The sequence below is a fragment of the Streptomyces coelicoflavus genome (assembly GCF_045041415.1).
GTDB lineage: Bacteria > Actinomycetota > Actinomycetes > Streptomycetales > Streptomycetaceae > Streptomyces > Streptomyces coelicoflavus.
This window is the reverse complement of the sequence record NZ_CP108218.1, coordinates 7,900,458-7,924,036: the sequence shown is the minus strand read 5'-3', so window position 1 is coordinate 7,924,036 and position 23,579 is coordinate 7,900,458. Positions and strand designations below refer to the sequence as shown.

Genomic DNA, 23,579 nt, shown 5'->3' with positions numbered 1-23,579 from the left:
GCCAACGCGAGTCGGCCGTACTGATCGCGGTCCTCAGGTGGGCGCTCAGGCAGCGTGGTCCGGTGTCCGGTGCGCTTCCGCGGGTGCGAGATGGGCCAGGCACAGGGACGGCTCGACGAAGGGATCGAGCCGTTCGACGCGGAGCGGGGCGCGTACTTCTTCCAGGGCGCCGCGCATGAGGCCCAGGTGCAGCGAACACACCGTGTCGCGGTGCTCTTCGGCGACTTCCCGGAACGGGCAGTGGCGCAGCGGGACGACCGGGTTCGGACGATCCTGGACGGGGCCGGGGGCGAAGCCGACGTCCGTGAGGACCCGGGTCAGCCGCCGGACGGCCTCCTCGGTGTCGATGCGCCGGGCGGGCGAGGGGGTGTCGACGAGGTAGCGGCCCCACGCCTCCCCCGCGCCGACGGCGGCCCGGGCCGGTTGCGCCAGGGCCTCGGTGACGAGGCCGGTGAGCATCCGGGCGAGCAGTTGGTAGCTGCGGTGGCCTTCCCGTACGGGGGAGGTGGCGACGGCGCGGTAGACGACGCGGGGCCTCCCGGGGCGGCCGCTTCCCTCGGTGGCGCGCTCGGCGAATCCGTCCTTGACCAGAGTGTCGAGGTGGAAGCGGGCCGTATTGGAGTGCAGGCCGGTCTGCTCGGCGATCTCCCGTACACCGACCGCGCCGGGTGCGGCACGCAGCACGTCGAGCACATGGGCGCGGCTCTCCCCCACGGCGGGAGGTCCGGCCGGGTCGTGCAGCGTCCGTTCGCTCATTCCGCCGATTTTACCCAGCGCGCGTCGTAGCAACGAGGGGAAACCCGCCGCCTACCTCACCCGTGTGATGCGCACCTGCCACCGCTCGGGCCCGGACTCGACGTACTCCCAGGTGAAACGGCCGGAGTGGGTGGCCTCGAATTCGCGGCGCAGCGGCTTGGGATCGTGGTTGTTGACCAGGACGAAGCTCTCTTCGGCCGCCAGGCGGGCGAAGCGGGTGAAGATGCGCGGGTGGCGTTGGCCGTGCGGGATCTCGCGGACGTCGACGATCGCCGGATCCTCCAGCCGGCCACCCTCCAGGACGGTGGTGAAGTCGCCGACGAGTGCGGACAGGTCCACTCCGGGCAGTGCCGCCAGTGCGGGCAGCAGCACGGCCCGCTCCATGCCGACATGGACCGTGAGCATCCCTTCGAGGACGCGGACCGCGCCGGAGAGTGCACCCCCGTCGCTCGCGGCGGTCAGGGAGTCGGCGTGCCGGCCGATCGCGTCGGCCGCGGCACGGAGCGCCCGGACCAGCAGCCGGGTTTCGGCGGCGCCGGACGCGGCGGCGTACAGGGTCTGATCGGTGGCGGTCAGGAGGTCGCGCAGTTGTCCGGCGAACGCGGTGCCGGTCTCGGCGGCGGGCTCGGACCCGGTCAGCGCGGCCAGCCCCTCCAGTACCTTCCGGTGGGCTTCCTCGATGACCGCCTGGGCCTGGATGTCCGGGTCGGTGTCGGTCGCCTGGATGTACACGTCTGCGGCGGGTGCCATGTGTGATCCCTCTTCGTCCCGGCCGGGGCGGTCTGCCTCGGCGACTACCGGCGCCAATTATTACATGCGGATTCATAACAATGACTCCGTGTAACGCACTGATGCGGCAGCGGTGACGACGGATTTCGAGCGGACCCGTGCGCGGCCCGGGCGCTGTGGCGTCCGGACCCCGCACGGGACGCCAGGTCAGCGCTTCATCAGGGCGAAGACTCCCCAGCCGAGGTACTCACGCGTGCCGCGCGCGTACTGGGCGGGCTCGGTGTCGAGGGCCTTCCGTACCTCGTCGGCCAGTTCGTCGTCCGGATGACGGTCGAGCCAGCGGCGCATGGTGAGCCACTGGGCCGCGGCATAGCGGTCCCAGCACTCCTGGTCGGCGAGCGTCATCTCCACGACGTCGTAGCCGAGGCCCTGGAACTTCCCGATCAGGTCCGGGAGTTCCAGGAAGTCGGCGACGGAGGCGGCGTGGCAGGCGGTGGCGGTCTCCTCGTCCGGAGGGGTCCGCCGCCAGTAGGGCTCGCCGATCACCATCAGGCCGCCGGGGCGGAGGCTGCGATCGAGCAGTTCGGCCGTTCCGGCGACGCCGTTCCCGATCCAGGTGGCACCCACACAGGCGGCCAGGTCGACGGGCCGGTCCGCCACATGGCTCGAGGCGTCTCCGTGGATGAACTGGACCCGGTCGGCGACACCGAGTTCGGCGGCACGGGCCCGGGCCTGCTCGGTGAAGACCGTGCTGATGTCCACCCCGCTGCCCGTGACTCCGTGGTCGCGGGCCCAGGTGCACAGCATCTCGCCGGATCCGCTGGCCAGATCGAGCACCCGGGTCCCGGGGGCGAGGTGGAGAGATTCTCCCAGCGCGGCGAGTTTCGCCGGGGTCAGCGGGTTGTGGATGCGGTGGCCGCTCTCACGGATGGTGAAGATGCGGGGAAGGTCCATGACCGGGTTCCCTTCCGTCGGGCCGCGGTCGGCCGGAGTCGGAACGTGCGCGGGAGAGGAGGGAGCAGGTGGGTACGGCTCGGGTTGACGGGACAACGTGGAGACCCTTGGATCGGGGCCCCGTCGGACGGCAGGCGTGCCGAATCCGCTCCTACGCGGGAGGGAGGCAGGCGGAGGTCAGGACGAGGCCTGGGAGGTGAGGACGACTCGGGCGCCGCGCGCAGCGGGCGTTTCCACGACAGTCATCAACACACCTCCTCGTATCTCCGTAAGCCGAATGATCATCACACCGCTGCGCAGCCTAGCATCCGACTGCACGACCGGTGCACGGATGGCTTCCCTCCTGGCCACGTGAGACGCTGGAGGACGTATCGAATGCGAGACGCCGAGCCCCGCGCATCTCGTCGGCCGAAGCGGAACGGAGAGACCTCACATGGCGGGCGACTTTTCCGTGGGAGACCACGTGCGCTGGAATTCCGAGGCCGGACACGTCGAAGGCGTCATCGTCAAGAAGCACACCCGTGATGTGGAATTCAAGGGCCGTACGCGCCACTGCTCGGCAGACGACCCGCAATACGAAATCAAGAGCGACAAGACCGATCATGTCGCCATGCACAAGGGTGGAGCACTGAAGAAGGCGTAGGGGCGCTGTGAACCTGGTCCACACGCTCGGGCATTCGACGCGTGCATTCGACGAGGTGCTGGAGATGCTGCGCAGCCATGACATCACCTGCCTGGTGGATGTGCGCTCCTACCCCTCGTCGAGGAAACATCCCCAGTGGAACCGGTCCGCTGTCGTGGAGCACTTGCCGTCCGAGATCGAATACCGCTGGATCGCTCAGCTCGGCGGCCGGCGGCACACCCCCAAGGGGGTCCCCAGCGAGAACGGCGCTTGGCGGGTGAAGGCGTTCCGCGACTATGCCGATTACATGGCGGGCGACGAATTCGCGGAGGGTCTGGACCAGTTGATCCGGCTGGCGCGGCAGGAGCGGCCCGCGATCATGTGCAGCGAGGCGGTACCGTGGCGGTGCCACCGTCGGCTGATCACCGACGCGTTGCTGGTCGCCGGGGTGGAGGTCGTGCACATCATGTCGCGGACGGCCACGAGGCCGGCGACCCTGAACGAGCACGCACGGGTCCGCGACGGCCGTCTCGTCTACCCGCCCCCGGACTCGGAGGCGCCGTGACCTTCGTCGACGACGTCCGGGAAGCGGTGTGCTCGATCCCCGCGGGCGCGGTGGCCTCCTACGGTGACGTCGGCGAACGGGTCGGCGTGGGTGCGCGCCAGGTGGGGCGGGCCATGAGTCTGCTCGACGAGAACGTGCCGTGGTGGCGTGTCGTGTACGCGGACGGGACGCCGCCCTCCTGCCACAGCGGGCGGGCGCCGGCCCTTCTGCGGGACGAGAGAACGCCGATGCGCGGAACGCGAGTGGACATGACCCGCGCTCGCCATCGCTGGACGCCGTGACCCTGGCGGGACCGGCCGAGGCGGTATGTCATGGGAGGGGCCACCGCGGATGGCAGTGCGTGACGGCTCACCCCGCGCTGATCGAGACGACCTCCCGGACCACGGCCGAGTTCCGCCCCGCTCCCCGGCACGTCGACCGTGCCGGCGCGGTGCGGTGCGCCCGGATCGACGTCGAACAGCGCCGCTCGGGGCAAGCGGCCCGCGACGCGGATCCTCCAGCGGTCGCCGTCGCGTGACGTCTCGCTGACCGCGTAGTCGTGCCGGTCCGACCGGCCCGAGGACGGCCGCGACGGCGGCCTGCCGCGGCGGGAGGAGGTCCGGGTAGCCCCGCAGGTGCTCCGCGTGGATCCGACCGGCCAGATGTTCCCGCACCGCCGCGACGGAAGCCTCACCGGCGGACTGACCAGCACTCGTTGCCCCCGGCCGGGTTCACCAGTCGAAGGTGGCCCGCGGCTCGACGGTGCAGTGAGTCGTCTTGTCCACGTGTCCGGTACCGGCGACGCCGAGGCGGACGGTGGCTGTGTCCTTCGCCGCGACGGGCTCCTGTGCACCGGCCTCGGCCACGGTGCGGCCGGCCGAGTCCTGGAGGCCGACGGTGACGGAGAAAACGCCGTCGCGTGCGTTGGGGTTGTGCACCTGGAGAGTCACGAAGGGATCGTCCATGGTCGCGCAGCGCGTGAGTACGGCGGTGCCGTCCTTCATCGGCGGGGCGCTGGAGCGGGAGGGAGACGCTGCGGCGGCTGTGGGGCTGGCGTCGTGGGCAAGCCGCGCGTCGTCGGTGCCGCCGCCGTCCGTACTTGCCGCTTACGAACGGCCGTCCTCGCCGGAGACGCTGCAACCGCTTACGCCATCGCTGTCACGGCCGCACCCGGTCTTGTCCTGGCCGAGGGAACAACCACTCAATATGGGCACGATCACCATGGCCGCCACTACGGCCCTGTGGGCCCGCCCCCGCATGTACATGGCGCAAGCGTAACCGGCGCGGTCGGCCCGAGCCCGCGGCGGTCCCCGCCGGCCCGCCACCCACGTACAGTCGGCTCCGAGATGACCTGCGGGTGCGTATCACGGGTGTTGCCGCTGTCGCGCATGGCGAGATCCTCCTGCACTCGTGGGAAGCCATTGGCTCGGTGTCGCGCGTGAACGCGTAACCAGCCATGCACGGAGCAAACAGGTGCACGCGCAACCGGCGACGAGGCGGCTGCTCCGTCACCCGTTCAGTAGTCCTGCGAACCGTCGGGGGGCGCGGCGGGAGAGTGGGACTCCGGGGCGCGGGAGTGAACGCGTTGCAGGTGCAGGTGGCGGGTGAGGCGGATGGCGGGCCGGATGAGCAGTTCGATGCTGCCGATCAGGAAGCACCAGGTGCCGGTCGTGGTCCACTGCTCGGAGAAGAACATGACGCTGCCGGCGATGAACCACAACGCGATGAGCACGTCGTTGGCGATACTGGCGGCCTCGTAGCGCCGCCCGATGACGAGCTCCTCCCCTCCCAGGTGGATGACCAGGGACGTGCTTTTCGCAGTGTTCCTCATCCCTCCACGTTACGGACGCCGCGGGCCGAGACGCGAAGGCGGCGCGGTCACCGGCCGCAGGGAGTTGCTCCGTCTCCTATCGCGTGCGCATGAAGTACAGGTCCTCACCCCATGCGTCGAGTACGTCGCCGTGTCCGGCCTCGCGGGCCGCCGCCTCGACAAGAGTGAACGTGTTCCGTTGCAGGGCCGGGTCGCCCGTTGCCGAAATGTCGTCCACGGCACGGAGCAACACGTCGGTGTCCCAGCCCGGCAGGGGGTGTCGGGAAAGCTCCCACTCCAGGTACTTGTTGTAGGGGCGGGGGCGACGGTCGGTGGCGAAGAGCAGTTCGAGAAGGAACCGGGCGCTGTCAGCGGCGTCCAGGCGGGCTGCGAGGGTCTGGCCGTCCCGGTGGTTCTTGAGCGACCGATAGAGGGAGTTGGCGTACGCGTCGAGCCAGTCACTGGCGTTGCGGAATGCCTCTTCCGTCTCCAGGCTCGCCTTGTCGGCGATCATCCTGGCGATGCCTCCGTCGAGCCGGTCGAGCACGACGTGCGCTCGGGCGAGAGCGTAGCGTTCGAAGCCGGGCATCCCTGCTGCGCGGAAGTCGCTGAGGGAGATGACGACGAGGTCGAGCTGGGCAGTGCGGTGGCCGGCGAACCGGGTGAGATCGGTCGTGGCGTCGTCGGCGAGGACCACGTACACATCGTGGTCGGAGTGTCGGGTGGTCATGCCGTCGTGGGCTCGGGAGCCTTTGAGGACGAGGCCTACCACGGCTGGGTCGGCGGCGGCGAGTTCGGCGAACGCGTCGTAGGTGAGAGGCTGCTGAGCGGTCATGCTGTGGGTCTCCGCGGGGTGTGAAGGAATGCCTGCCGGGGCGGCCCCTTGCTCAAGAGGCGCCCTGCACCGTCTGCGGCAGCACAGGGCCGCCGCCCGGGAGATCAACGCACAGTCCGACCCTAACTCGGGCTCGGCCGTGAGGCAGGGGCTTCGCCGGCAGATGTCCGGGGGCGACGGCTCCGAGACATGGGCCGCCGGCCAACCGTGCACCTGGACAACGATGCCCGCGCCGCGGCCGACTCGCCGCGGGGCGGCCGCGGCGGAGGTGTCAGGCGTCGGTGACCGTCGTGGTCACCGGTGTCCCGACCTCGACGGTCCTGCTCACGGTGCAGAGGCGGTCGTGGGACGTCCTGACCGCGCGGGGCAGGATGGCGCGGGCCCGCTCCGCTCCCTCGCCGTCCGGGAAGGTCACGGTGAACGCGACCTCGAGGTTCGTCATGCGGTTGCCCAGGTCGTCGCTGACCTTGTCCCCCGCGACCGTCACGGAGAAGCGGGTGGGCTCGGCGTGCCGGCCGGTGGCGATGTCCACGTCCACGGCCGTGCAGCCGCCGATCGCGGCCAGGAACAACTCGACGGGGGTGAAGCCGGTGTCCTGATCGCCGTCCGCCGTACCGAAACTGATCGATCCGCCGCGGGTGTTGGTCGCCACGAACTGGCCGCTGCTGGTGCGTTCGACGACGACGGAACGCTTCGAGTGTTCGCTCATGTCGTTCACAGTAGTCACATCGCCGCACCGACCCACGGCGCCGGTCCGGCTCACTTCGAGAGAGGGACGTACGGGCCCCTGGTGCTCTTCCTCCGCCCTTCAGCGGAACGAGTGACCTGCGACGGGTCCGCAGATGTAGTTGCCCGGGTCGGCAGGGTCGTCGCTGATCCAGAACTGGGTCCACAGCACGGTGAATTCGGGTCGGCTGAGGTGACCGTCGGCATCCTGGTCGAGCCGGTCGAACACGTCCCCGGTCGTGACCCCTCGCCCGTGCCACAGGTCGATCAGCTGCTGGTGCTCGCCCCGGGAGATGCGGCCGTCGCCATTCGCGTCCACCGCGTCGAAGACCGTGTCGGCGGTGGCGGCGACGGTCTCCCGCATGGAGGGCAAGCGGTCGACCATGGCGAGGAGGTCGTTCATGTCGATCCTGCCGTCGTTGTCCGAGTCGACAGCCGCCGAGAGGTGCTGCCACCACCCCAGGAGCACGTCCTCGACCCGCGCCGCCAACTCCGCGTCCGCTCGCACCCGCGGCAGACGGCTCCACCGGCTCGCGAGGGCCGCGAAGTCCTCCTCCTCCAGGCAGCCGTCGCCGTTCACGTCGAACGCGTTGAACATGTCCTGCAGCTTGGTCCGCTGAAACTCACTGGCCATCAACAACCCCTTTGCACGCGGTACTGAAGGGATGCTGTCCGCGCACGTCGCCCGCCCAACAGCGTGTGGGAGCACGAGGTGTCGCGGCTACACCACCGAGCGCCGCACCAACGCGCCGTGCGCCTGTTTGAAGGCCCTCGGCACAGCCAGGGCACCGTGGAGGAAATCGCCGTGTGCGATGCGCCGCACGACGCTCTCACCGCCCCGGCGTGCCTTGTTTCCTGCCGCTGCCCGACACACGGTGAACCGGCGGAGATCAACTGATCGGCGCAGCAACGAATCGTTTCGCCGGGTGATCGGTGCGGCCGTTGACCGAAGCGGCTCCCCCGGGGCTGTGAATCTGGGCGTCGCATCGACAACGGATCGGCCGGCACGGGCAGTCCGAGCCGGCGATCCCCTACTGTCTGGAGCTCTCCTTGTCCCTCCGTCGCATCGTGACCAGCGCCCTCGCGTCCTTCGCCCTGGCCCTGGCCTCCGCCGGCGCCGTCACCCTGAGCGCCGGTCCGGCCGCAGCGAACCCCTGCGGCTTCTACGAGACCGCCTCCGACGCCTACTACAACCACTGCACCTCGGACGGCTCGCACATCGTCATCGAGATCGACGACTGGGGGCCCAACAGCGAACGGTGTGTGGTGCCCGGCGTGACCTGGATCGGCTCCAGCTCCGACATCGACGGCGCCTGGTACACCGGCCGCACCTGCTGATCCGCACGGCCCGCCCCGGGGCGCCTTGGCCTTGGGGCGGGCCGTCCGCGCTGCTCGCGGTCAGGCCTCCGGTGGCCACGGGCGGCAGAACGACGCCCAGGACGGTCAGGGGGCAGAATGGTCAGTCGCTCGACACTGGGAGAGGACGGACATCATCGTTCGGCAGCGACTGACACGCTCGGCCCTGGGGTGCATCGTCATCGGGACACTGATGTCCGGGGCAGCCTGTGCCCCTCCAGACCTCGGACCGCTCCCCCCGCGCTTTTCCGGCCCGGCTCTGTCGGCGGACACGGCGGTGTCCGAGATCAGGTCGGCGCTGGCGGCGGAGGGCGTCGAGGTCGACAGAGAGCCTTCGAACTCCCTGGGCAGGTGCTCCGAACGGCTCTCGGGACAGCACGCGCCGCAGACGGTGGAGTCCGCGTTGAAGAGGGCTTTCGCACGGGCCCGCGCCGAGTACGGCTGGCAGCGAGGGCCTGACACGGGGACCGGAGCGCCGACCCTCACGAAGGGCAACTGGACGGTCCTCGTCGGCCGCCCCGTCCAGCCTCCCCGACACGGTCAGGCACCCGTCCTCGTATCGATGCTATGCCTGGACGACGGTGGCGCTTCCCCCTCCCCCGGGCATTCCGGTGGGTCTGCCACGTCCGGGAGATCGCCCGACGACAGCGGCCGCGCGCCCGGCGGCGAACGCTGAGGTCCAGGTACTCCTGATCCATTGCGGGGCACCGGGGTGAGGAGGCGGTCATCGGCCGCCAGTGGCGGAGGAGGGCCCGCGGATTCCGTCCAGGACGTACATGGTGCGGCGGTCGTAGTCACCCCGGGAAGGCCGCTTGCCGTGCTTCAGGGCGAGGGCGTTGTCGACGACGAGGGCGTGGAGGTCGCCCGCCGTGAACTCCGGCCGCAGTGCACCGCAGGCGCGCGCCGCCGTGACGATCTCTTCGTTGGCCTCGGTTCCGGCCCGGCAGATCCTCATGAGCTGCTGCGAGTCCGCATAGGTCTGCAACAGGACGTCGTTGAAGGCGGGCTGGCGGTACTGGAGGTCGCGGATCGCGGTGAGGTAGTACGCGATCCGCTCACCGACGTCGTCGATGGTCCGAGCGTGGTCGATGACGGCGAACAGCGCGCTCGCGACGACCTCTTCGATGACGGCCTCGATGAGGCCGATCCGCCCGCCGAACCGGTTGAAGATCGTGGCCTTGCTCACCCCCGCCGCCTTGGCGACCTCCTCCAGCGGCACCGTCAGGCCCTGCCCCTGAAAGGCGCCGACGGCGGCGGAGCGGATCTGCTCGGAATTGCGCCGGGCGTCGGCACGCAGCCGGGACTCCGAAGGCACCGTATTGGCCACGACCCTCACCGTCTCTTCCTGACACCCACCGACCTAATTTGACCCGCCAGGTCAGGTTACCTACAGTCGGCGGCAGACGAGAAATTGACCAGCATGGCCAACTTACAGTTCCACCCACCCACCGCCGAGACGGACGTCGTGGGCGGTCGGGAACAGACAGGAAGGCCGGCATCATGATCGTTGTCACCGGCGCCACCGGCGGGCTGGGCGGCGCGACCGTCGAGCACCTCCTCGAGCGCATGCCCGCCGACCGGATCGGGGTCAGTGTCCGCGACGCCGCCAAGGCACAGCACCTTGCCGACCGCGGCGTGCGGGTGCGGCAGGGCTCCTACGAGGACCCGGTCGCACTGCGCGACTCGTTCGACGGTGCCGAGCAGGTCCTTCTGGTGTCCGGCAACGACCCGGCCGCCGACATGGTGGGCCTGCACCGCAATGCCGTCGAAGCCGCGGTCGCGGCCGGCGCCCGGCGGATCCTCTACACGAGCCAGCACGGCGCCGTCCCCGGCAACCCGTACCGGCCGTCGGACATCCACATCGCCACCGAGGCGGTCCTCGGCGACTCCGGAGTCCCCTGGACCGCACTGCGCAACGGCGCCTACGGACCGCTCGACCAGGTCCTCGGCCCGTGGCAGCGGACCGGTGTGATCGCCCGGCCGGAAGACGGGCCGGTGCCGTACACCGACCGTGACGATGTCGCCGAGGCCACCGCGGTCGTCCTCGCCGGCGACCGCTCCTTCGACGGTCCCGTCACCCTCACCGCGCCGACCGCGGTCACCTTCGACGACCTCAGCAGGATCGCCTCCGGCCTCACCGGTCGCACGGTCGAGCGCGTGGTCCTGGACGACGAACAGTGGGTCGCCGACCAGATCACGACCGGTGGTGTGCCGGAGCCGATGGCCCGGCTCATGCTCACCTGGTACCAGGCAGCACGCGCGGGCTGCTTCGCCGAAGCCGGCCCCCTGCTCGCCGAACTTCTCGGCCGCGAGCCCCGCACCGCCGCCGACCGTCTCGCGGCCCGCACCGCCGCCTGACGCCGGAGATGCGGCAGGGCTCGGGAAGTCGGTGCCCTCGCAGTCGGCCCGGACCAGATCATGGTCTCGTACGCGTCCTCGAGCAGCTGCTCGGCGGAGCGCTCGTCCGATGCCGCGCCGTTCGACCAGCCGGTCGCCGTGTCGCTCGGCGTGCCGACGGCCACCGCGCGTGGCCGTCGGCTCTTCGGGACGGGGTGCCGGGCCCCCTGGCGTCAGGTCAGTTCGCGTTCACCAGGTCGTGCGGCGGGACGGTCACGGTCCGTGCGTCCGGCTTGCCGCCGAGCACGACCTTCCGCAGCGCGCTGTTGTTGCCGAGGTCGGTCTCCTTGAGCCGCTTCTCGGGGTTGGCCAGGACCTGGATGTAGTACGTGCCGTTGGGTACGTCCGTGATGTCGAAGGACTGGCCCGGCAGGTCCTGGGAGTACGTATCGCCGGAGCCGACGTCGAGCACCTCGCGGACGGAGATGGAGTTCTCCTCCCCGCAGGCGGTGGACAGATCGGTGTTGAACGGGTGCCAGTTGGCGTTCTTGACCGTGTAGTCGATCGCGTCGGTGTTGGCCAGGCAGAAGGCCTCCTTGCCGCTGCGCACGGCCTCCTTCTTGTCCGCCTTCAGCAGCCGGTAGCTGGCGAAGTCCGTGAAGTGCCAGTGCACGTGCCCCGGGCGGGGGTCCCATTCCATGGTGCCGGTCGGGGTGTAGCCGACCTGCTTGCCCTTGGCGTCGTAGAAGTACTGGTAGGCGTCCATCTTGGCCTTGCCGGGCGACCGGAAGCCGTCCACCACCAGTTGCGCCGGACCGGCGTTCCACACGTTGGCGCTGAAGGCCAGGTAGTCCTTGCCGGGGACGTCCTGCTCCCCGTCGCTGACGACGATGCCGTAGGCCGGCAGCGAGCGCAGGTCGGGTTTGGGGACGTCCGGGACGGAGGGCTTGCCGGCCGGGCGCTTCGCCAGGGGCTTGAGCGCCAGGGCCTTGCGCGATCCGTCGGTCTGGCCTCCCTTGTCGCCGAGCGGCAGGGAACGCAGGGCCTGCTTCTTCTTCAGCGCCCACGGCAGGGCGGGGGGCGCCGCCCTGAGCGGACCGTGGCCCACGTTGTACGAGGGTCCTGCCCCGCTCGTGACCGGTGCGGCGGCCTGCGCGGGTGTCGGAGCGTGCCCCGGCCCGTGGCCCGTGTGCGCGGCCGGGGCCTGGTGGCCGGCCGCGTGGCCGGCGTGCTCGCCCGCCGCCGCGGACCGGGACGCGGACAGCCCGACGGCACCCTGGTCGTCGTCGTAACTGCGCTCCACCACGGTGACCTTGACGGTGGCTGGCTTGTTCGCGATGCCGAACAGGTCGCGGTACTTCTTGGCGACCCCGACCTTGGCGGTGTAGGTCCCGGCCGCCAGGGCGACGGGCTCGGTGTAGGAACCCGCGTAGGTGTTGGCCGCCCAGCCCTTCTCGACACCCCAGACCGAACCGAGGGTGAACGGGTTGGTCGGGCAGCTCTCCGGATACTTGGAGGTGGCCGGCGCGTCGGGGCGTACCCGGCCGCTGGCGTTGTTCGGGCAGAAGTCCTCGGTCCGGCTCAGGACCTTCCTGCCCGACTTGTCGGTGATCGTGATCTCCGCGAAGCCGGGAAGCCCGGAGAAGTCCTTCACCGTGCCCTTGGGCAGCGTCTTGGCCTTGGCCTTGCCTGCCTCGTACACGGTCTGGGTGAGGGTCACCGGGTCCTTGTAGGACTTCCGGGTCACCTTCAGCTCCAGCGGCCTGCCGTCCGCGGTGAGGTAGGTGCCGAGGTCGAGGTAGACGCCCGGGTCCTCCTTCCAGGAGGTCAGCGTCAGCGAGTCGGTCGCGGCGATGAGGCTCAGCCTGGGCACTGTCGCCGCCTTCGCCGGTTCCGCGGTGGCGGCCACGAGTGAGGCGGTCACGGCCATGGCGGCGACGGCCGTGGTGCCTGCGAGCAGTGGACGCCGCAATCGGCTGGTGCGCGTTCTGTTCATCTGTCCCTCGTCCTTCAGGTGCTGGGGGGTGCGGTGGGAAGGAAGCAGGCGGACACGTTGCTGTGTCCGCGCTGTGAGAGGGAGCGACCGGATGCCCGGTTGTTCAGCAGGCGGGAAACCGGGGGAGCTTGGCCGGATCGCCGTGCAGTGGATGAAATCAGGCTGAAGTCACGCGTACGGGCCGCTCGGTGTTGGATCGTTTGGTAAAGGGCGCGGCGGTCGCAGGGGCCGTAGGACGCGGCGGCGGCAGGGTGGCGGCGATTCGGCGGGCGACGCCGGCCGCCGTCACAGCGCCGACACCGCTGTCGTTCCGGTCCGGGGCACCCGGCACTTCACTCTCTTCGGGCTTCGCCGTCCGATAAACCGCATTCAACCGATTGTCACTGCTTCGAGGTAAGTGTCTCGTCTCCCTGGGGGATGCGGCCGGTCCAGCGGCTAGCTTCTGCGAGTGGACGGATTGCCGTGATCCATCCCCTTCGTTGCCCACTCCGCCCCTTCTCCCGCTCGGCGCGGCCGTATGCGCCGGACGACTCGTCGTGCAAGGAGAACGCCACTCAATGTCCGTCGACAGCATCCCGGAAACCCAGCCCTCGCCCGTGCCGCCGCAGCAGTCGCTGAGCACCGCCGCGGCCCGTAACCTCGCCACCACCACCAAGTCCGCCCCGCAGATGCAGGAGATCACCTCCCGCTGGCTGCTGCGCATGCTGCCCTGGGTCGAGGCGGAGGGGGGCTCCTACCGGGTCAACCGGCGGCTGCGCCACACCCTCGGCGACGGGCGCGTCGAGTTCGTCCAGGAGGGCGCCGCGGTCCGGGTGATCCCGCGCGAGCTCGCCGAACTCTCCGTCCTGCGCGGATTCGACGACACGGAGGTCCTGACCGCGCTCGCCGGCCGCTGCGCGCAACGCGACTTCGCGGCGGGCGAGGTCGTGGCCGAACGCGGCGCGCCTTCCGACGCGGTCCACCTGATCGCCCACGGCCGGGTGAGCCAGACGTCCGAGGGCAAATACGGCGACCGGAACACCCTCGCGGTACTGGCGGACGGCGACCACTTCGGTGCCGACGCGCTGGTGGACTCCGGGGCCCGGCACGACTGCACGGTCACCGCCGAGACCGCGGGCACCCTCCTCACCCTCTCCCGCGCCGACTTCGCGGCGGTCCTCGCCTCCGCCCCGGGCCTCCGGGACCACCTCGACGCGTTCCGCTCCCGCGCACGGCTGGGGCAGAACAAGCACGGCGAGGCGGAGATCGCCACGTCGGCCGGCCATGTCGGCGAGACCGAACTGCCCAGCACCTTCGTCGACTACGAACTGGCGCCGCGCGAGTACGAACTCTCCGTCGCACAGACCGTTCTGCGGATCCACACCCGGGTCGCCGACCTCTACAACGGCCCGATGGACCAGAGCGAGGAGCAACTCAGGCTCACCGTCGAAGCCCTGCGCGAGCGCCAGGAACACGAGCTGATCAACAACCGCACGTTCGGGCTGCTGCCCAATGCCGACTTCAAGCAGCGCATCCAGCCCAAGTCGGGTCTCCCGACCCCGGACGACATGGACGATCTGCTCTGCCGTCGCCGCGGCACCAAACTCTTCCTCGCGCACCCCCGTACCATCGCCGCCGTCGGGCGTGGCTTCAGCGCCGACGGGCTCTACCCGGAACACGTCGACCTCGGTGGGCAGTCGGTCCCCGCCTGGCGCGGGGTCCCCATCCTGCCCTGCAACAAGATCCCGATCAGCAGGGAACAGACCAGTTCCATCATCGCGATGCGTACCGGCGAGAAGAACCAGGGCGTCATCGGCCTGCGGCAGACCGGCCTGGTGGACGAGTACGAGCCCGGGCTCTCGGTGCGGTTCATGGGTGTCAACGAACAGGCGGTCATTTCCTACCTCGTCAGCACCTACTACTCCGCCGCGGTGCTCCTGCCGGACGCTCTCGGCGTGATGGAGAACGTGCAGATCGCTCCCCGCCCGAGCTGAACGCCGTTCACCGCCGGTCCCTCCGGCGGCACGTCATGCACTCAACGGTGCGACCACCCCACCGCGACAAGGAGCCGCCCATGCCCGACTCGGGCTTCCTGGCAGCACTGCACCCGCCGGTCACGATCCCCGACCCGGCACCGAGCGCGGCACCCGTCTCCCCCGAGGCGAAGCCGCCCCGCACGCCCGCGGACGGCTCCGCGCTCCAGCGGATCCTGCGCGGCCCGACCGGGCCGGGCACGGCCTCGATCGCCCTGCCCGGCAGGGTCGGCCCCGCACCCGCGGACACGGGCGCACCGGCTTCGGCCGCGCCCGCCGAGGGCCGTGCGGTGCCCGGTCTGTACTACCACCCGGTCCCGGAACCCGACCCCGTGCGCGTCGAGGAGGTGAGCCGCCGGATCAAGCTCTGGGCCGAGGAAGAGGTCCAGCTCTACCCCGAGGAATGGGAGGGGCAGTTCGACGGCTTCTCCGTCGGCCGCTACATGGTGGGCTGCCACCCCGACGCCCCCACGGTCGACCACCTGATGCTCGCGACGCGGCTGATGGTCGCCGAGAACGCGGTGGACGACTGCTACTGCGAGGACCACGGCGGGTCGCCCGTCGGCCTCGGCGGTCGCCTCCTGCTCGCGCACACCGCGATCGACCCCTTCCACACCACCGCGGAGTACGCGCCGCCGTGGCGGGAATCGCTGGCTTCGGACGCCCCGCGACGGGCGTACCGCAGCGCGATGGACTACTTCGTCCGCGCGGCCGGCCCCTCCCAGACCGACCGCTACCGGCACGACATGGCACGGCTGCACATGGGTTACCTGGCCGAGGCCGCCTGGGCGCAGACCGGTCACGTCCCGGAGGTGTGGGAGTACCTGGCGATGCGGCAGTTCAACAACTTCCGCCCCTGCCCCACGATCACGGACACCGTCGGCGGCTACGAACTGCCCGCGGACCTGCACGCCCGGCCGGACATGCAACGGGTCATCGCACTGGCCGGCAACGCGACCACCATCGTCAACGACCTGTACTCGTACACCAAGGAGCTCAAGAGCCCGGGCCGCCATCTCAACCTGCCCGTGGTGATCGCGGAACGCGAGCAGCTCTCCGATCGCGACGCGTACCTCAAGGCCATCGAGATCCACAACGAACTCCAGCACTCGTTCGAGGCCGCCGCGGCAGAACTCGCGGAGGCCTGCCCCCTGCCCCCCGTGCTGCGCTTCCTCAAGGGCGTGGCCACGTGGGTCGACGGCAACCACGACTGGCACCGCACCAACACCTACCGATACAGCCTGCCCGACTTCTGGTAAGGAACGGACATCTCTGTGACGACTGAAACGACCCCCCTCGCCACCGCGAAGATCCCGGCCCCGGCGACGCCGTACCAGGAGGACATCGCCCGGTACTGGAACAGCGAGGCCCGGCCGGTGAACCTGCGCCTCGGCGACGTGGACGGGCTGTACCACCACCACTACGGCATCGGCGCCGTGGACCGCGCCGCGCTCGGCGACCCGGCGCACGGCGAGTACGAGACCAGGCTCGTCGCGGAGTTGCACCGGCTGGAGTCGGCGCAGGCGGAGTTCCTCCTGGACCACCTCGGTGCCATCCGTCCCGACGACACCCTCGTCGACGCGGGCTGCGGGCGCGGCGGCTCCATGGTCATGGCCCACCGCCGGTTCGGCTGCCGGGTGGAGGGCATCACCCTGTCCACCACCCAGGCCGACTTCGGCAACACGCGCGCGAGGGAGCTGCGCATCGAGGACCGCGTCCGCTCCCGGGTGTGCAACATGCTCGACACGCCCTTCGACAAGGGCAGTGTCGCGGCCTCCTGGAACAACGAGTCGACCATGTACGTCGACCTGCACGACCTGTTCGCCGAGCACTCCCGCTTCCTGAGGGTGGGCGGCCGGTATGTGACGATCACCGGTTGCTGGAACCCCCGTTACGGCCAGCCGTCGAAGTGGGTCTCCCAGATCAACGCCCACTTCGAGTGCAACATCCACAGCCGGCGCGAGTACCTGCGGGCCATGGCCGACAACCGGCTGGTGCCGCACACCATCGTCGACCTCACCCCCGAGACACTGCCCTACTGGGAGCTGCGGGCCGAGTCCTCGCTGGTCACCGGCATCGAGGACGCCTTCATCGAGTCCTATCGTGACGGCTCCTTCCAGTACATCCTGATCGCGGCGGACCGGGTGTAGGACGCGTCGTGCGGGACCGGGCCGCTCAGCGACGGTCCCGCACCTGCCCGCCGACCGCCCCGTCCCCTCGGGGCGCTGGCCCGTTCGAGTGCAAAGAGTACGGATCGGCCCGCGTGTCATTTGCCTTCGGCGTCGCGCTGCGCTGCGCGAGACGAGAATGCCCCCCGTAATCACCGCAGAGTATCGGGAGGAATGCGCGCTGTGACGACCGTCGAGGGGCCTCACAGGCCGGCAGCCGGCGACCATTACGCGGACGAACTGCCTCTTCTGCGCCAGACGCCCGGCAACGCAGTGATCAAGTGGCTCACGACCACGGACCACAAGACGATCGGCACGCTGTATCTGGTGACGTCGTTCGCGTTCTTTCTCATCGGCGGCGTGATGGCACTGGTCATGCGCGCCGAGCTCGCCCGGCCCGGTCTTCAGATCGTGTCGAACGAGCAGTTCAACCAGGCGTTCACGATGCACGGCACGATCATGCTGCTGATGTTCGCGACGCCGCTGTTCGCGGGTTTCACGAACTGGATCATGCCGCTTCAGATCGGCGCGCCGGACGTCGCCTTCCCGCGCCTCAACATGTTCGCCTACTGGCTGTACCTGTTCGGCTCGATCATCGCGGTGGCCGGGTTCCTGACCCCCCAGGGCGCGGCCGACTTCGGCTGGTTCGCCTACTCGCCGCTGTCCAGCGCGGAGCACTCGCCGGGGATCGGCGGTGACCTGTGGATCATGGGTCTGGCCTTCTCCGGCTTCGGCACCATCCTCGGCTCGGTCAACTTCATCACCACGATCGTCTGCATGCGCGCGCCGGGCATGACCATGTTCCGCATGCCGATCTTCACCTGGAACGTGCTGCTGACCGCCGTACTCGTCCTGTTCGCCTTTCCGGTGCTGGCCGCGGCGCTGTTCGCGCTGGAGGCCGACCGCAAGTTCGGGGCCCACATCTTCGACTCGTCGAACGGCGGGGCCTTGCTGTGGCAGCACCTGTTCTGGTTCTTCGGGCATCCAGAGGTGTACATCATCGCGCTGCCGTTCTTCGGCATCGTCACAGAGATCATCCCGGTCTTCTCCCGCAAGCCGATCTTCGGCTACATGGGCCTGGTGGGTGCGACGATCGCGATCGCGGGTCTGTCGGTGACGGTGTGGGCCCACCACATGTTCGTGACCGGGGGCGTGCTGCTTCCGTTCTTCTCGTTCATGTCGTTCCTGATCGCGGTCCCGACCGGTGTGAAGTTCTTCAACTGGGCCGGGACGATGCTGAAGGGGTCGCTCAGCTTCGAGACACCGATGCTGTGGGCCACCGGCTTCCTCGTCACCTTCCTCTTCGGTGGCCTGACCGGGGTGCTGCTGGCTTCGCCGCCGCTGGACTTCCACGTCTCGGACTCGTACTTCGTGGTGGCGCACTTCCACTACGTGGTGTTCGGCACCGTGGTGTTCGCGATGTTCGCCGGCTTCCACTTCTGGTGGCCGAAGTTCACCGGCAAGATGCTGGACGAGCGGCTGGGCAAGATGACGTTCTGGACGCTGTTCGTGGGCTTCCACGGCACCTTCCTGGTCCAGCACTGGCTGGGCGCCGAGGGCATGCCGCGCCGCTACGCCGACTACCTCGCGTCGGACGGCTTCACCGCCCTGAACACGATCTCGTCGATCAGCTCGTTCCTGCTCGGCATGTCCATGCTGCCGTTCCTCTACAACGTGTGGAGGACGGCCAAGTACGGCAAACCCGTCAACGCGGACGACCCGTGGGGCTACGGCCGTTCGCTGGAGTGGGCGACCTCCTGCCCGCCGCCGCGGCACAACTTCTGCACCCTGCCCCGTATCCGCTCGGAGTCGCCCGCCTTCGACCTGCACCACTTCGACCTCACCTCCCTGGACCAGAAGCAGAACACCGGCCGGCGCGACGCCATCGACGCGGCGGGCCACGAAGGCGAACGGTCATGACCGGCGGTCGGCGCCCGCCCCTCGGCGACGCCTCGGCCGTCGCCGCTGAGGCGGAGGGCTATCTGCGGGCCCAGGCCCACTACGACGAAGCCTGCGGCGAAGCGCGGACACTGTGCGACCGAATGCCCTGGATGACCACGGCCCAGGCCGAGGACTTCACGCGGCACTACGTCGACCATCGGCTGACCTTGACGCGTGCCATGCTCGGCACGACCGTGGCACGCGCCGGAGAGCTGCGCCAGGAGTACGAAGGACGCTACCTCCAACTGCGCCGCGCCCTGCTCAGACGGCACGCGAGTTGGCTGTCGGTCGTACTGGCCGCTGCTGCCGGCATGCACGCGACGGTCTGGATCTGGCTGCGGTAGCCGCGCCGTGACCGGCCGGGTGACGAACCGTCCCCGGTCCACGGGCGCGGCACCGGCGCCGGTCCGCGAGTCGACACCGCCCCAGGGGGTACACGCGAGTGCACGGGGCCGGAACCCGGATCACGGAAGGTGCGTGCAGGTGGACGAGTCATCGGTCAGGGCTGTGGGTTGGGCGCGGTCCCTTCCGATGAGCGGGGACGTGAAGGCGGCGAGGGACTGGTCCCGCGAGCGGCTGAGGGCGCTCGGCTGGACGGACAGCGCACCCGAGACGGTCGACGCGGTACTGCTGACGGTGTCGGAACTGGTCACCAACGCCCATGTCCACGCCCACAGCAACGCCCAACTCGTGCTGACCTGGGACACGCGCTGCCTGCACGTCGCGGTCCACGATGCCTCCACCGACCTGCCCACCACCCGCACGCCGAGCGCCGAACGCCTCGGCGGGCGGGGCATCCTCCTCGTCGACGCCCTGGCCGACAGCTGGGAAGCGCGTCCCTGCCCCTACGGCAAGACAGTCGTCGCCTGCTTCCACCCGCCTGCCGCCACCGCGCCGGACGGCCCGCGGACGTAGTCGGCTGCCGCGTCGGGCGGTGCCGTCTCCCGCGCGGGAATTCGGATGCGGCCCCGGCCGGGGCACCCCTACGCTGCGTCCATGGGGTGGGCGTGTGCCGCCGCATGGGCCTTGCGTGACCGGAGACGTTCCGGATCACGCACGTCATGGATCGAGGGTGCGCGGCCTATGAGCAGTCGACTCTCCGCAATCTGCTTCAACACCGCCATGCCCGCGGGCCTGGCCCGCTTCTGGTCCGGGGTACTGGGCTGGGAGCCGGCCGCCGGTCCGGACGACGGCATCGCGGTTCTGCCCCCGGACGGCGCCGGGTACCGCATTCGCTTCCTGCCGGGCGCGGTACCGAAGACCCCCCAGAGCCGGGCGCACTTCGACCTCACGAGTATGTCCCCGGAAGGTCAGCGGCGGACGGTGGCCAGGGCCCTGGAACTGGGCGGCAGCCACATCGACGTGGGCCAGCTCCCGGAGGAGGGACACGTGGTGCTCGCCGACCCGGACGGGAACGAGTTCTGCGTCATCCCGGCCGGAAACGCCTTCCTCGCCGGTACCGGAACCGTCGGAGCACTGGCTTGCGACGGCACGCAGGAGGTGGGCCACTTCTGGAGTGAGGCGCTGCGGTGGCCGCTGGTCTGGGACCAGGACCAGGAGACCGCGATCCAGTCCCCCGCCGGGGGTACGAAGATCACCTGGGGTGGCCCCCCGGTGGCACCGAAGTCCGGCACCAACCGGATCCATCTCGAGCTCGCGCTCGACGCCGGAGCCGACTTCGCGGCGGAGACCGACCGCCTGCTCGCCCTCGGCGCGTCGCACGCCGGCGGTGAGGAGAGCCACGGCCGGGCGTTCCTGCTCGACCCGGACGGCAACGAGTTCACGCTGAAACACCTCGGCTGACGAGCCCGGGCCTCCCCGCACCGAGAGGAAGTCGCCGCGGAGCCCGGTGCGGCTTCCGGATGTCGGTAGGGTGCGTCGATGCCGACGATCAGGAAGTTCCAAGTCACCTTCGACTGCGCGGAACCCGAGCGCCTCGCCCGCTTCTGGTGCGAGGTCCTGGGGTACGTCGTACCACCGCCTCCCGGGGAATTCGGCACCTGGGACGACTACTGGAGTGCGCAGCCGCCCGAGCGGCGCGGTGCGTGGTTCGCGTGCGCCGACCCCACGGGCGTCGGCCCGCGACTGTACTTCCAGCGGGTCCCCGAGGGAAAGGCCGCCAAGAACCGGGTGCACCTCGACGTGCGGGTGGGCACCGGCCTCGTGGGCGCCGAGCGCCTGGCCGCACTCGACGCCGAACGGGCCCGGCTGGTTCCGCTCGGCGCGGTACACGTGCGAACCCTGTACGACGGCAACGACGCGTGCATTCCGATGCTGGACATCGAGGGCAACGAGTTCTGTATCGACTGAGCGCCCCCGGCTGTGGGCGGGGGGATACGGCCGTGTCGTCGACTCGGACGCATGAACCAAGGGTGACGACTTCCCGGATCCGCCTGCCGGGGCACGTGCCGCTGCCAAGATCCCGGTAGGGAACGCGCCGGTGGGGGCGTGGGCGAGGCGGGGTGGGGCGTGAACGAGCACGGCGCTGGCGGACGTACGGCTCCGGGTGGGGTGGCACCGGCCACGGTGGACCCCGACGGGCGAAGCGACGGGCCGGCCGGTCGAGGCACCGGGTCCGGCACGCGCCCGGTGCCCAGGCACGTGGCCTGCGTGATGGACGGGAACGGCCGCTGGGCGCAGCGGCGTTCCCTGCCGCGCACGGCAGGTCACCGGGCCGCCGAGGCCACCGTCATCGAGATCATCGAGACGGCCAGGTCCGCGGGTGTCGAGTGGCTCACCCTGTACGCCTTCTCCACCGAGAACTGGAACCGGCCCGGCGCGGAAGTCGACTACCTGATGGGCCTCGTCCGACGGGTGGTGCGCAAGCACGCGCCGCTCCTGCTGGCACGCGGCATCCGCTGCCGCTTCCTCGGGGTGACCGACCCGCGCATCCCCCGCGAACTGGCCCGCGACTTCGACGACCTGACGACGTTGACCGACGGCAATCGGGGCATGACGCTGACCGTGGCCTTCGACCACGGCGGGCGCAGGGACATCGTCGAGGCCGCCCGGTCACTCATCCGGAACGGGACGCCCGCGGGCGAGGTGACCGAGCACCTCTTCGCCCAGCACCTTCCCTTTCCCGACACCCCGGACGTGGACCTGGCCATCCGCACGTCGGGCGAGCAGCGCATCTCCAACTTCATGCTCTGGAAGGTCGCTTACGCCGAGTGGACGTTCCCCGAAGTGCTCTGGCCGGACTTCCGAGCCCCCGACTTCCTGGCCTGCCTGCGCACCTACCGGTGCCGCGACCGCCGCTTCGGCAGCCTGCCGACCCGGACCAACGGAGACCCACGATGACGACCGACACGAGCCGCACGGACACCGAGCGTCCCGGCGACCCGCCCCTGTTCGGGCCGGGTTCGCAGTTCCACGCCTTCTTCGACGACCCGCGCTGGGCCCTCGCCATCATCCGCGCGACCGTGCTGGAGGCCGCCCACCCGCAGATCGGTGCGGCCCTCGCCGACAACTCCACCTTCGTCGCCCACCCCTGGCGGCGGCTGCGCAACACCCTCCTCAGCATGCGGCGCATGTACAGCGGAGACCCCGCGGTACGCGAGCGTGAGGCCGCCCGGCTCAATCGGCTGCACGCACGCATGAGCGGCACGGACTCCCGCGGCCGGCCCTACGACGCGATGGACCGCGCCACTCGCGCCTGGGTGGTCGCCACCCTGTTCGAGAGCGCCGTCACGATGTGCCGGCTCAGCGGCCAGCCTCTCGAGCAGGACACGATGGAACGGATGTACGCCGAGTACCGCGCGTACCTCGCCGCCCTCGACGGTGACGCCGGGGAACTCCCCGAAAGCCTCCAGGACTTCTGGGGCTACTTCGACCGAGTCGTCGAGGACGAACTGGAGAACACCGAGGCGGCCCGCATCATCCTGTACCGGCTCTTCGACCACTTGCCGGCCCCGGCACTGCTCGACGGTGCGCCGACCGTGTGGGCGGCGGGCCGGGCCGTGGCCGGACCGCTCTTCGGCGCGATCACCGTCGCCTCCCTCCCGGAGGCGTATCGACGCCGGGCCGGCCTGCCGGAGATGCCCGGTGCCCAGACCGTCATGCGGGGCGCCTACCTTGCCGCCGGGCTGGCTCGCTTCCTGCCCGAGGGCTGGCTCGACGCGGAGAACCTCATCGAACTGCTGACGCGCTCCCCCGCGGCCGACGACCCCGCCGCCGGGACCATGACCGCCCTGCGCGGCCGCATGAAACGGGCCTCGGCCCTGCTGCGCCTGATCACCCCGCCGGGCGGCGCCCCCGGTCCGGACCCGGAGCCCGGAAGCGATCACGAGGGGCGGCGCTCGGCGCGGGAGTTCTTCCGCCAGGTCCTCGACCAGACCGGCGACGGCCACCTCGACTGGCCGGACCTCGCGGCCATGGCCCGGGAACTGTCCACGCGCCTGGATCTGGAAGAACCCGAGGAGACCCGGCTCTACGACGCCTTCGCCGCCTGGTGGCGCGAACTCCAGGAGGCGCTCGACACGGACGGCGACGGCCGCGTCAGCGCCGACGAGTACGCCGCCGCCGTGCCCTCCCTCGCCGGGCCCGCGCTGATCCGCGTCGCCGAGGTCCTGTTCGACGCGGCCGACGAGGACGGCAACGGCACCATCGACGCGGACGAGTACCGGGCCCTCTTCCGCACCGCCTTCCACCGCGACCTCGACACCGGCGACGGGACCTACGGCAGGAGCGCCTTCGTGGGCGACTTCGTCTCCTTCATGTCGGCCCGCCGTACGAGCACTCCGTACGACCCCCTGTTCACAGACGCCTGAGTGGCGTGGTGGTGCCGGGTTTCA

26 protein-coding genes are annotated in these 23,579 nt (G+C 70.2%); 16 read left to right on the top strand and 10 right to left on the bottom strand.

Annotated features, from left to right (window positions below; translation table 11 throughout):
* Nucleotides 1-45: 45 nt before the first annotated feature.
* From OHA99_RS35730 to OHA99_RS35720, 3 genes are all read right to left on the bottom strand, one after another.
* Complete coding sequence (locus tag OHA99_RS35730; protein WP_405698852.1) at nucleotides 46-756, bottom strand: helix-turn-helix transcriptional regulator; 711 nt, start codon at nucleotides 754-756, stop codon at nucleotides 46-48.
* Between the two features lie 51 nt (nucleotides 757-807).
* Complete coding sequence (locus OHA99_RS35725; protein WP_405698851.1) at nucleotides 808-1,506, bottom strand: DUF2249 domain-containing protein; 699 nt, start codon at nucleotides 1,504-1,506, stop codon at nucleotides 808-810.
* Nucleotides 1,507-1,692: 186 nt separating this feature from the next.
* A complete protein-coding gene (locus OHA99_RS35720) occupies nucleotides 1,693-2,439 on the bottom strand; it encodes a methyltransferase domain-containing protein (protein ID WP_366472761.1) in 747 nt (248 codons plus the stop codon).
* Nucleotides 2,440-2,872: 433 nt separating this feature from the next.
* On the opposite strand from OHA99_RS35720, the gene OHA99_RS35715 reads away from it, so the two are divergent.
* The 4 genes from OHA99_RS35715 to OHA99_RS35700 are packed head-to-tail and all read left to right on the top strand — an operon-like array spanning nucleotide 2,873 to nucleotide 4,143.
* Nucleotides 2,873-3,082, top strand: coding sequence for a DUF2945 domain-containing protein (locus OHA99_RS35715; protein WP_007388479.1), 210 nt, complete (start codon nucleotides 2,873-2,875; stop codon nucleotides 3,080-3,082).
* 7 nt (nucleotides 3,083-3,089) lie between these two features.
* The gene (locus OHA99_RS35710; protein ID WP_153181552.1) at nucleotides 3,090-3,626 is read left to right on the top strand and encodes a DUF488 family protein; all 537 of its coding nucleotides are present in this window, start codon (nucleotides 3,090-3,092) and stop codon (nucleotides 3,624-3,626) included.
* On the top strand, nucleotides 3,623-3,907 hold the full coding sequence (locus OHA99_RS35705) for an MGMT family protein (RefSeq protein WP_381497616.1): 285 nt from the start codon (nucleotides 3,623-3,625) through the stop codon (nucleotides 3,905-3,907). The genes OHA99_RS35710 and OHA99_RS35705 overlap by 4 nt, the downstream gene beginning before the upstream one ends.
* A gap of 59 nt (nucleotides 3,908-3,966) precedes the next feature.
* Nucleotides 3,967-4,143 carry a hypothetical protein gene (locus tag OHA99_RS35700; RefSeq protein WP_153181550.1) on the top strand — a complete coding sequence of 59 codons (177 nt, stop codon included), beginning with the start codon at nucleotides 3,967-3,969 and terminating at the stop codon, nucleotides 4,141-4,143.
* Between the two features lie 193 nt (nucleotides 4,144-4,336).
* Here OHA99_RS35700 and OHA99_RS35695 read toward each other — a convergent pair whose 3' ends face one another.
* The 5 genes from OHA99_RS35695 to OHA99_RS35675 all read right to left on the bottom strand — a co-directional run bounded on the left by OHA99_RS35695 (nucleotide 4,337) and on the right by OHA99_RS35675 (nucleotide 7,610).
* A complete protein-coding gene (locus OHA99_RS35695; RefSeq protein WP_165687054.1) occupies nucleotides 4,337-4,609 on the bottom strand; it encodes a hypothetical protein in 273 nt (90 codons plus the stop codon).
* Nucleotides 4,610-5,121: 512 nt separating this feature from the next.
* Nucleotides 5,122-5,436, bottom strand: a complete 315-nt coding sequence (locus OHA99_RS35690; RefSeq protein WP_153181548.1) for a YrhK family protein — start codon at nucleotides 5,434-5,436, stop codon at nucleotides 5,122-5,124.
* A 76-nt stretch (nucleotides 5,437-5,512) separates the two neighbouring features.
* Nucleotides 5,513-6,250: a hypothetical protein gene (locus tag OHA99_RS35685; protein ID WP_366472758.1), complete on the bottom strand. Its 738-nt coding sequence runs from the start codon at nucleotides 6,248-6,250 to the stop codon at nucleotides 5,513-5,515.
* A gap of 271 nt (nucleotides 6,251-6,521) precedes the next feature.
* Nucleotides 6,522-6,959, bottom strand: a complete 438-nt coding sequence (locus tag OHA99_RS35680; protein ID WP_153181546.1) for an OsmC family protein — start codon at nucleotides 6,957-6,959, stop codon at nucleotides 6,522-6,524.
* Nucleotides 6,960-7,058: 99 nt separating this feature from the next.
* Nucleotides 7,059-7,610, bottom strand: a complete 552-nt coding sequence (locus tag OHA99_RS35675) for an EF-hand domain-containing protein (RefSeq protein WP_153181545.1) — start codon at nucleotides 7,608-7,610, stop codon at nucleotides 7,059-7,061.
* A 416-nt stretch (nucleotides 7,611-8,026) separates the two neighbouring features.
* Here OHA99_RS35675 and OHA99_RS35670 point away from each other — a divergent pair, with 416 nt between their 5' ends.
* Entirely contained in the window at nucleotides 8,027-8,314 is a 288-nt protein-coding gene (locus OHA99_RS35670) for a DUF6355 family natural product biosynthesis protein (protein ID WP_007388475.1), read from the top strand.
* A 742-nt stretch (nucleotides 8,315-9,056) separates the two neighbouring features.
* Here the strand turns inward: OHA99_RS35670 and OHA99_RS35665 are convergent.
* The gene (locus OHA99_RS35665; RefSeq protein WP_153181544.1) at nucleotides 9,057-9,668 is read right to left on the bottom strand and encodes a TetR/AcrR family transcriptional regulator; all 612 of its coding nucleotides are present in this window, start codon (nucleotides 9,666-9,668) and stop codon (nucleotides 9,057-9,059) included.
* A 164-nt stretch (nucleotides 9,669-9,832) separates the two neighbouring features.
* Between OHA99_RS35665 and OHA99_RS35660 the strand changes: the two genes are divergently transcribed.
* Nucleotides 9,833-10,690: an NAD(P)H-binding protein gene (locus OHA99_RS35660; RefSeq protein WP_405698847.1), complete on the top strand. Its 858-nt coding sequence runs from the start codon at nucleotides 9,833-9,835 to the stop codon at nucleotides 10,688-10,690.
* A 217-nt stretch (nucleotides 10,691-10,907) separates the two neighbouring features.
* Here OHA99_RS35660 and OHA99_RS35655 read toward each other — a convergent pair whose 3' ends face one another.
* Nucleotides 10,908-12,665, bottom strand: coding sequence for a lysyl oxidase family protein (locus OHA99_RS35655; protein WP_405698845.1), 1,758 nt, complete (start codon nucleotides 12,663-12,665; stop codon nucleotides 10,908-10,910).
* A gap of 557 nt (nucleotides 12,666-13,222) precedes the next feature.
* On the opposite strand from OHA99_RS35655, the gene OHA99_RS35650 reads away from it, so the two are divergent.
* The 10 genes from OHA99_RS35650 to OHA99_RS35605 all read left to right on the top strand — a co-directional run bounded on the left by OHA99_RS35650 (nucleotide 13,223) and on the right by OHA99_RS35605 (nucleotide 23,555).
* Nucleotides 13,223-14,638, top strand: a complete 1,416-nt coding sequence (locus tag OHA99_RS35650; protein WP_405698844.1) for a family 2B encapsulin nanocompartment shell protein — start codon at nucleotides 13,223-13,225, stop codon at nucleotides 14,636-14,638.
* A 35-nt stretch (nucleotides 14,639-14,673) separates the two neighbouring features.
* Nucleotides 14,674-15,936, top strand: a complete 1,263-nt coding sequence (locus tag OHA99_RS35645; protein ID WP_405698842.1) for a family 2 encapsulin nanocompartment cargo protein terpene cyclase — start codon at nucleotides 14,674-14,676, stop codon at nucleotides 15,934-15,936.
* A 15-nt stretch (nucleotides 15,937-15,951) separates the two neighbouring features.
* The gene (locus OHA99_RS35640) at nucleotides 15,952-16,827 is read left to right on the top strand and encodes a geranyl diphosphate 2-C-methyltransferase (protein WP_366472753.1); all 876 of its coding nucleotides are present in this window, start codon (nucleotides 15,952-15,954) and stop codon (nucleotides 16,825-16,827) included.
* A 201-nt stretch (nucleotides 16,828-17,028) separates the two neighbouring features.
* Entirely contained in the window at nucleotides 17,029-18,765 is a 1,737-nt protein-coding gene (gene ctaD / locus OHA99_RS35635) for a cytochrome c oxidase subunit I (RefSeq protein ID WP_240469159.1), read from the top strand.
* Entirely contained in the window at nucleotides 18,762-19,130 is a 369-nt protein-coding gene (locus tag OHA99_RS35630) for a hypothetical protein (RefSeq protein WP_405698839.1), read from the top strand. The genes ctaD and OHA99_RS35630 overlap by 4 nt, the downstream gene beginning before the upstream one ends.
* 187 nt (nucleotides 19,131-19,317) lie before the next feature.
* Nucleotides 19,318-19,701: an ATP-binding protein gene (locus OHA99_RS35625; RefSeq protein ID WP_194280230.1), complete on the top strand. Its 384-nt coding sequence runs from the start codon at nucleotides 19,318-19,320 to the stop codon at nucleotides 19,699-19,701.
* Between the two features lie 168 nt (nucleotides 19,702-19,869).
* Nucleotides 19,870-20,589: a VOC family protein gene (locus OHA99_RS35620; RefSeq protein ID WP_405698838.1), complete on the top strand. Its 720-nt coding sequence runs from the start codon at nucleotides 19,870-19,872 to the stop codon at nucleotides 20,587-20,589.
* A gap of 78 nt (nucleotides 20,590-20,667) precedes the next feature.
* Nucleotides 20,668-21,096 (top strand): VOC family protein, encoded by a 429-nt coding sequence (locus OHA99_RS35615; RefSeq protein WP_153181534.1) that lies wholly within the window; start codon nucleotides 20,668-20,670, stop codon nucleotides 21,094-21,096.
* Between the two features lie 279 nt (nucleotides 21,097-21,375).
* Nucleotides 21,376-22,086 (top strand): polyprenyl diphosphate synthase, encoded by a 711-nt coding sequence (gene uppS / locus OHA99_RS35610; RefSeq protein WP_265592418.1) that lies wholly within the window; start codon nucleotides 21,376-21,378, stop codon nucleotides 22,084-22,086.
* Nucleotides 22,083-23,555: an oxygenase MpaB family protein gene (locus OHA99_RS35605; protein WP_153181532.1), complete on the top strand. Its 1,473-nt coding sequence runs from the start codon at nucleotides 22,083-22,085 to the stop codon at nucleotides 23,553-23,555. The genes uppS and OHA99_RS35605 overlap by 4 nt, the downstream gene beginning before the upstream one ends.
* Nucleotides 23,556-23,579: the final 24 nt, after the last annotated feature.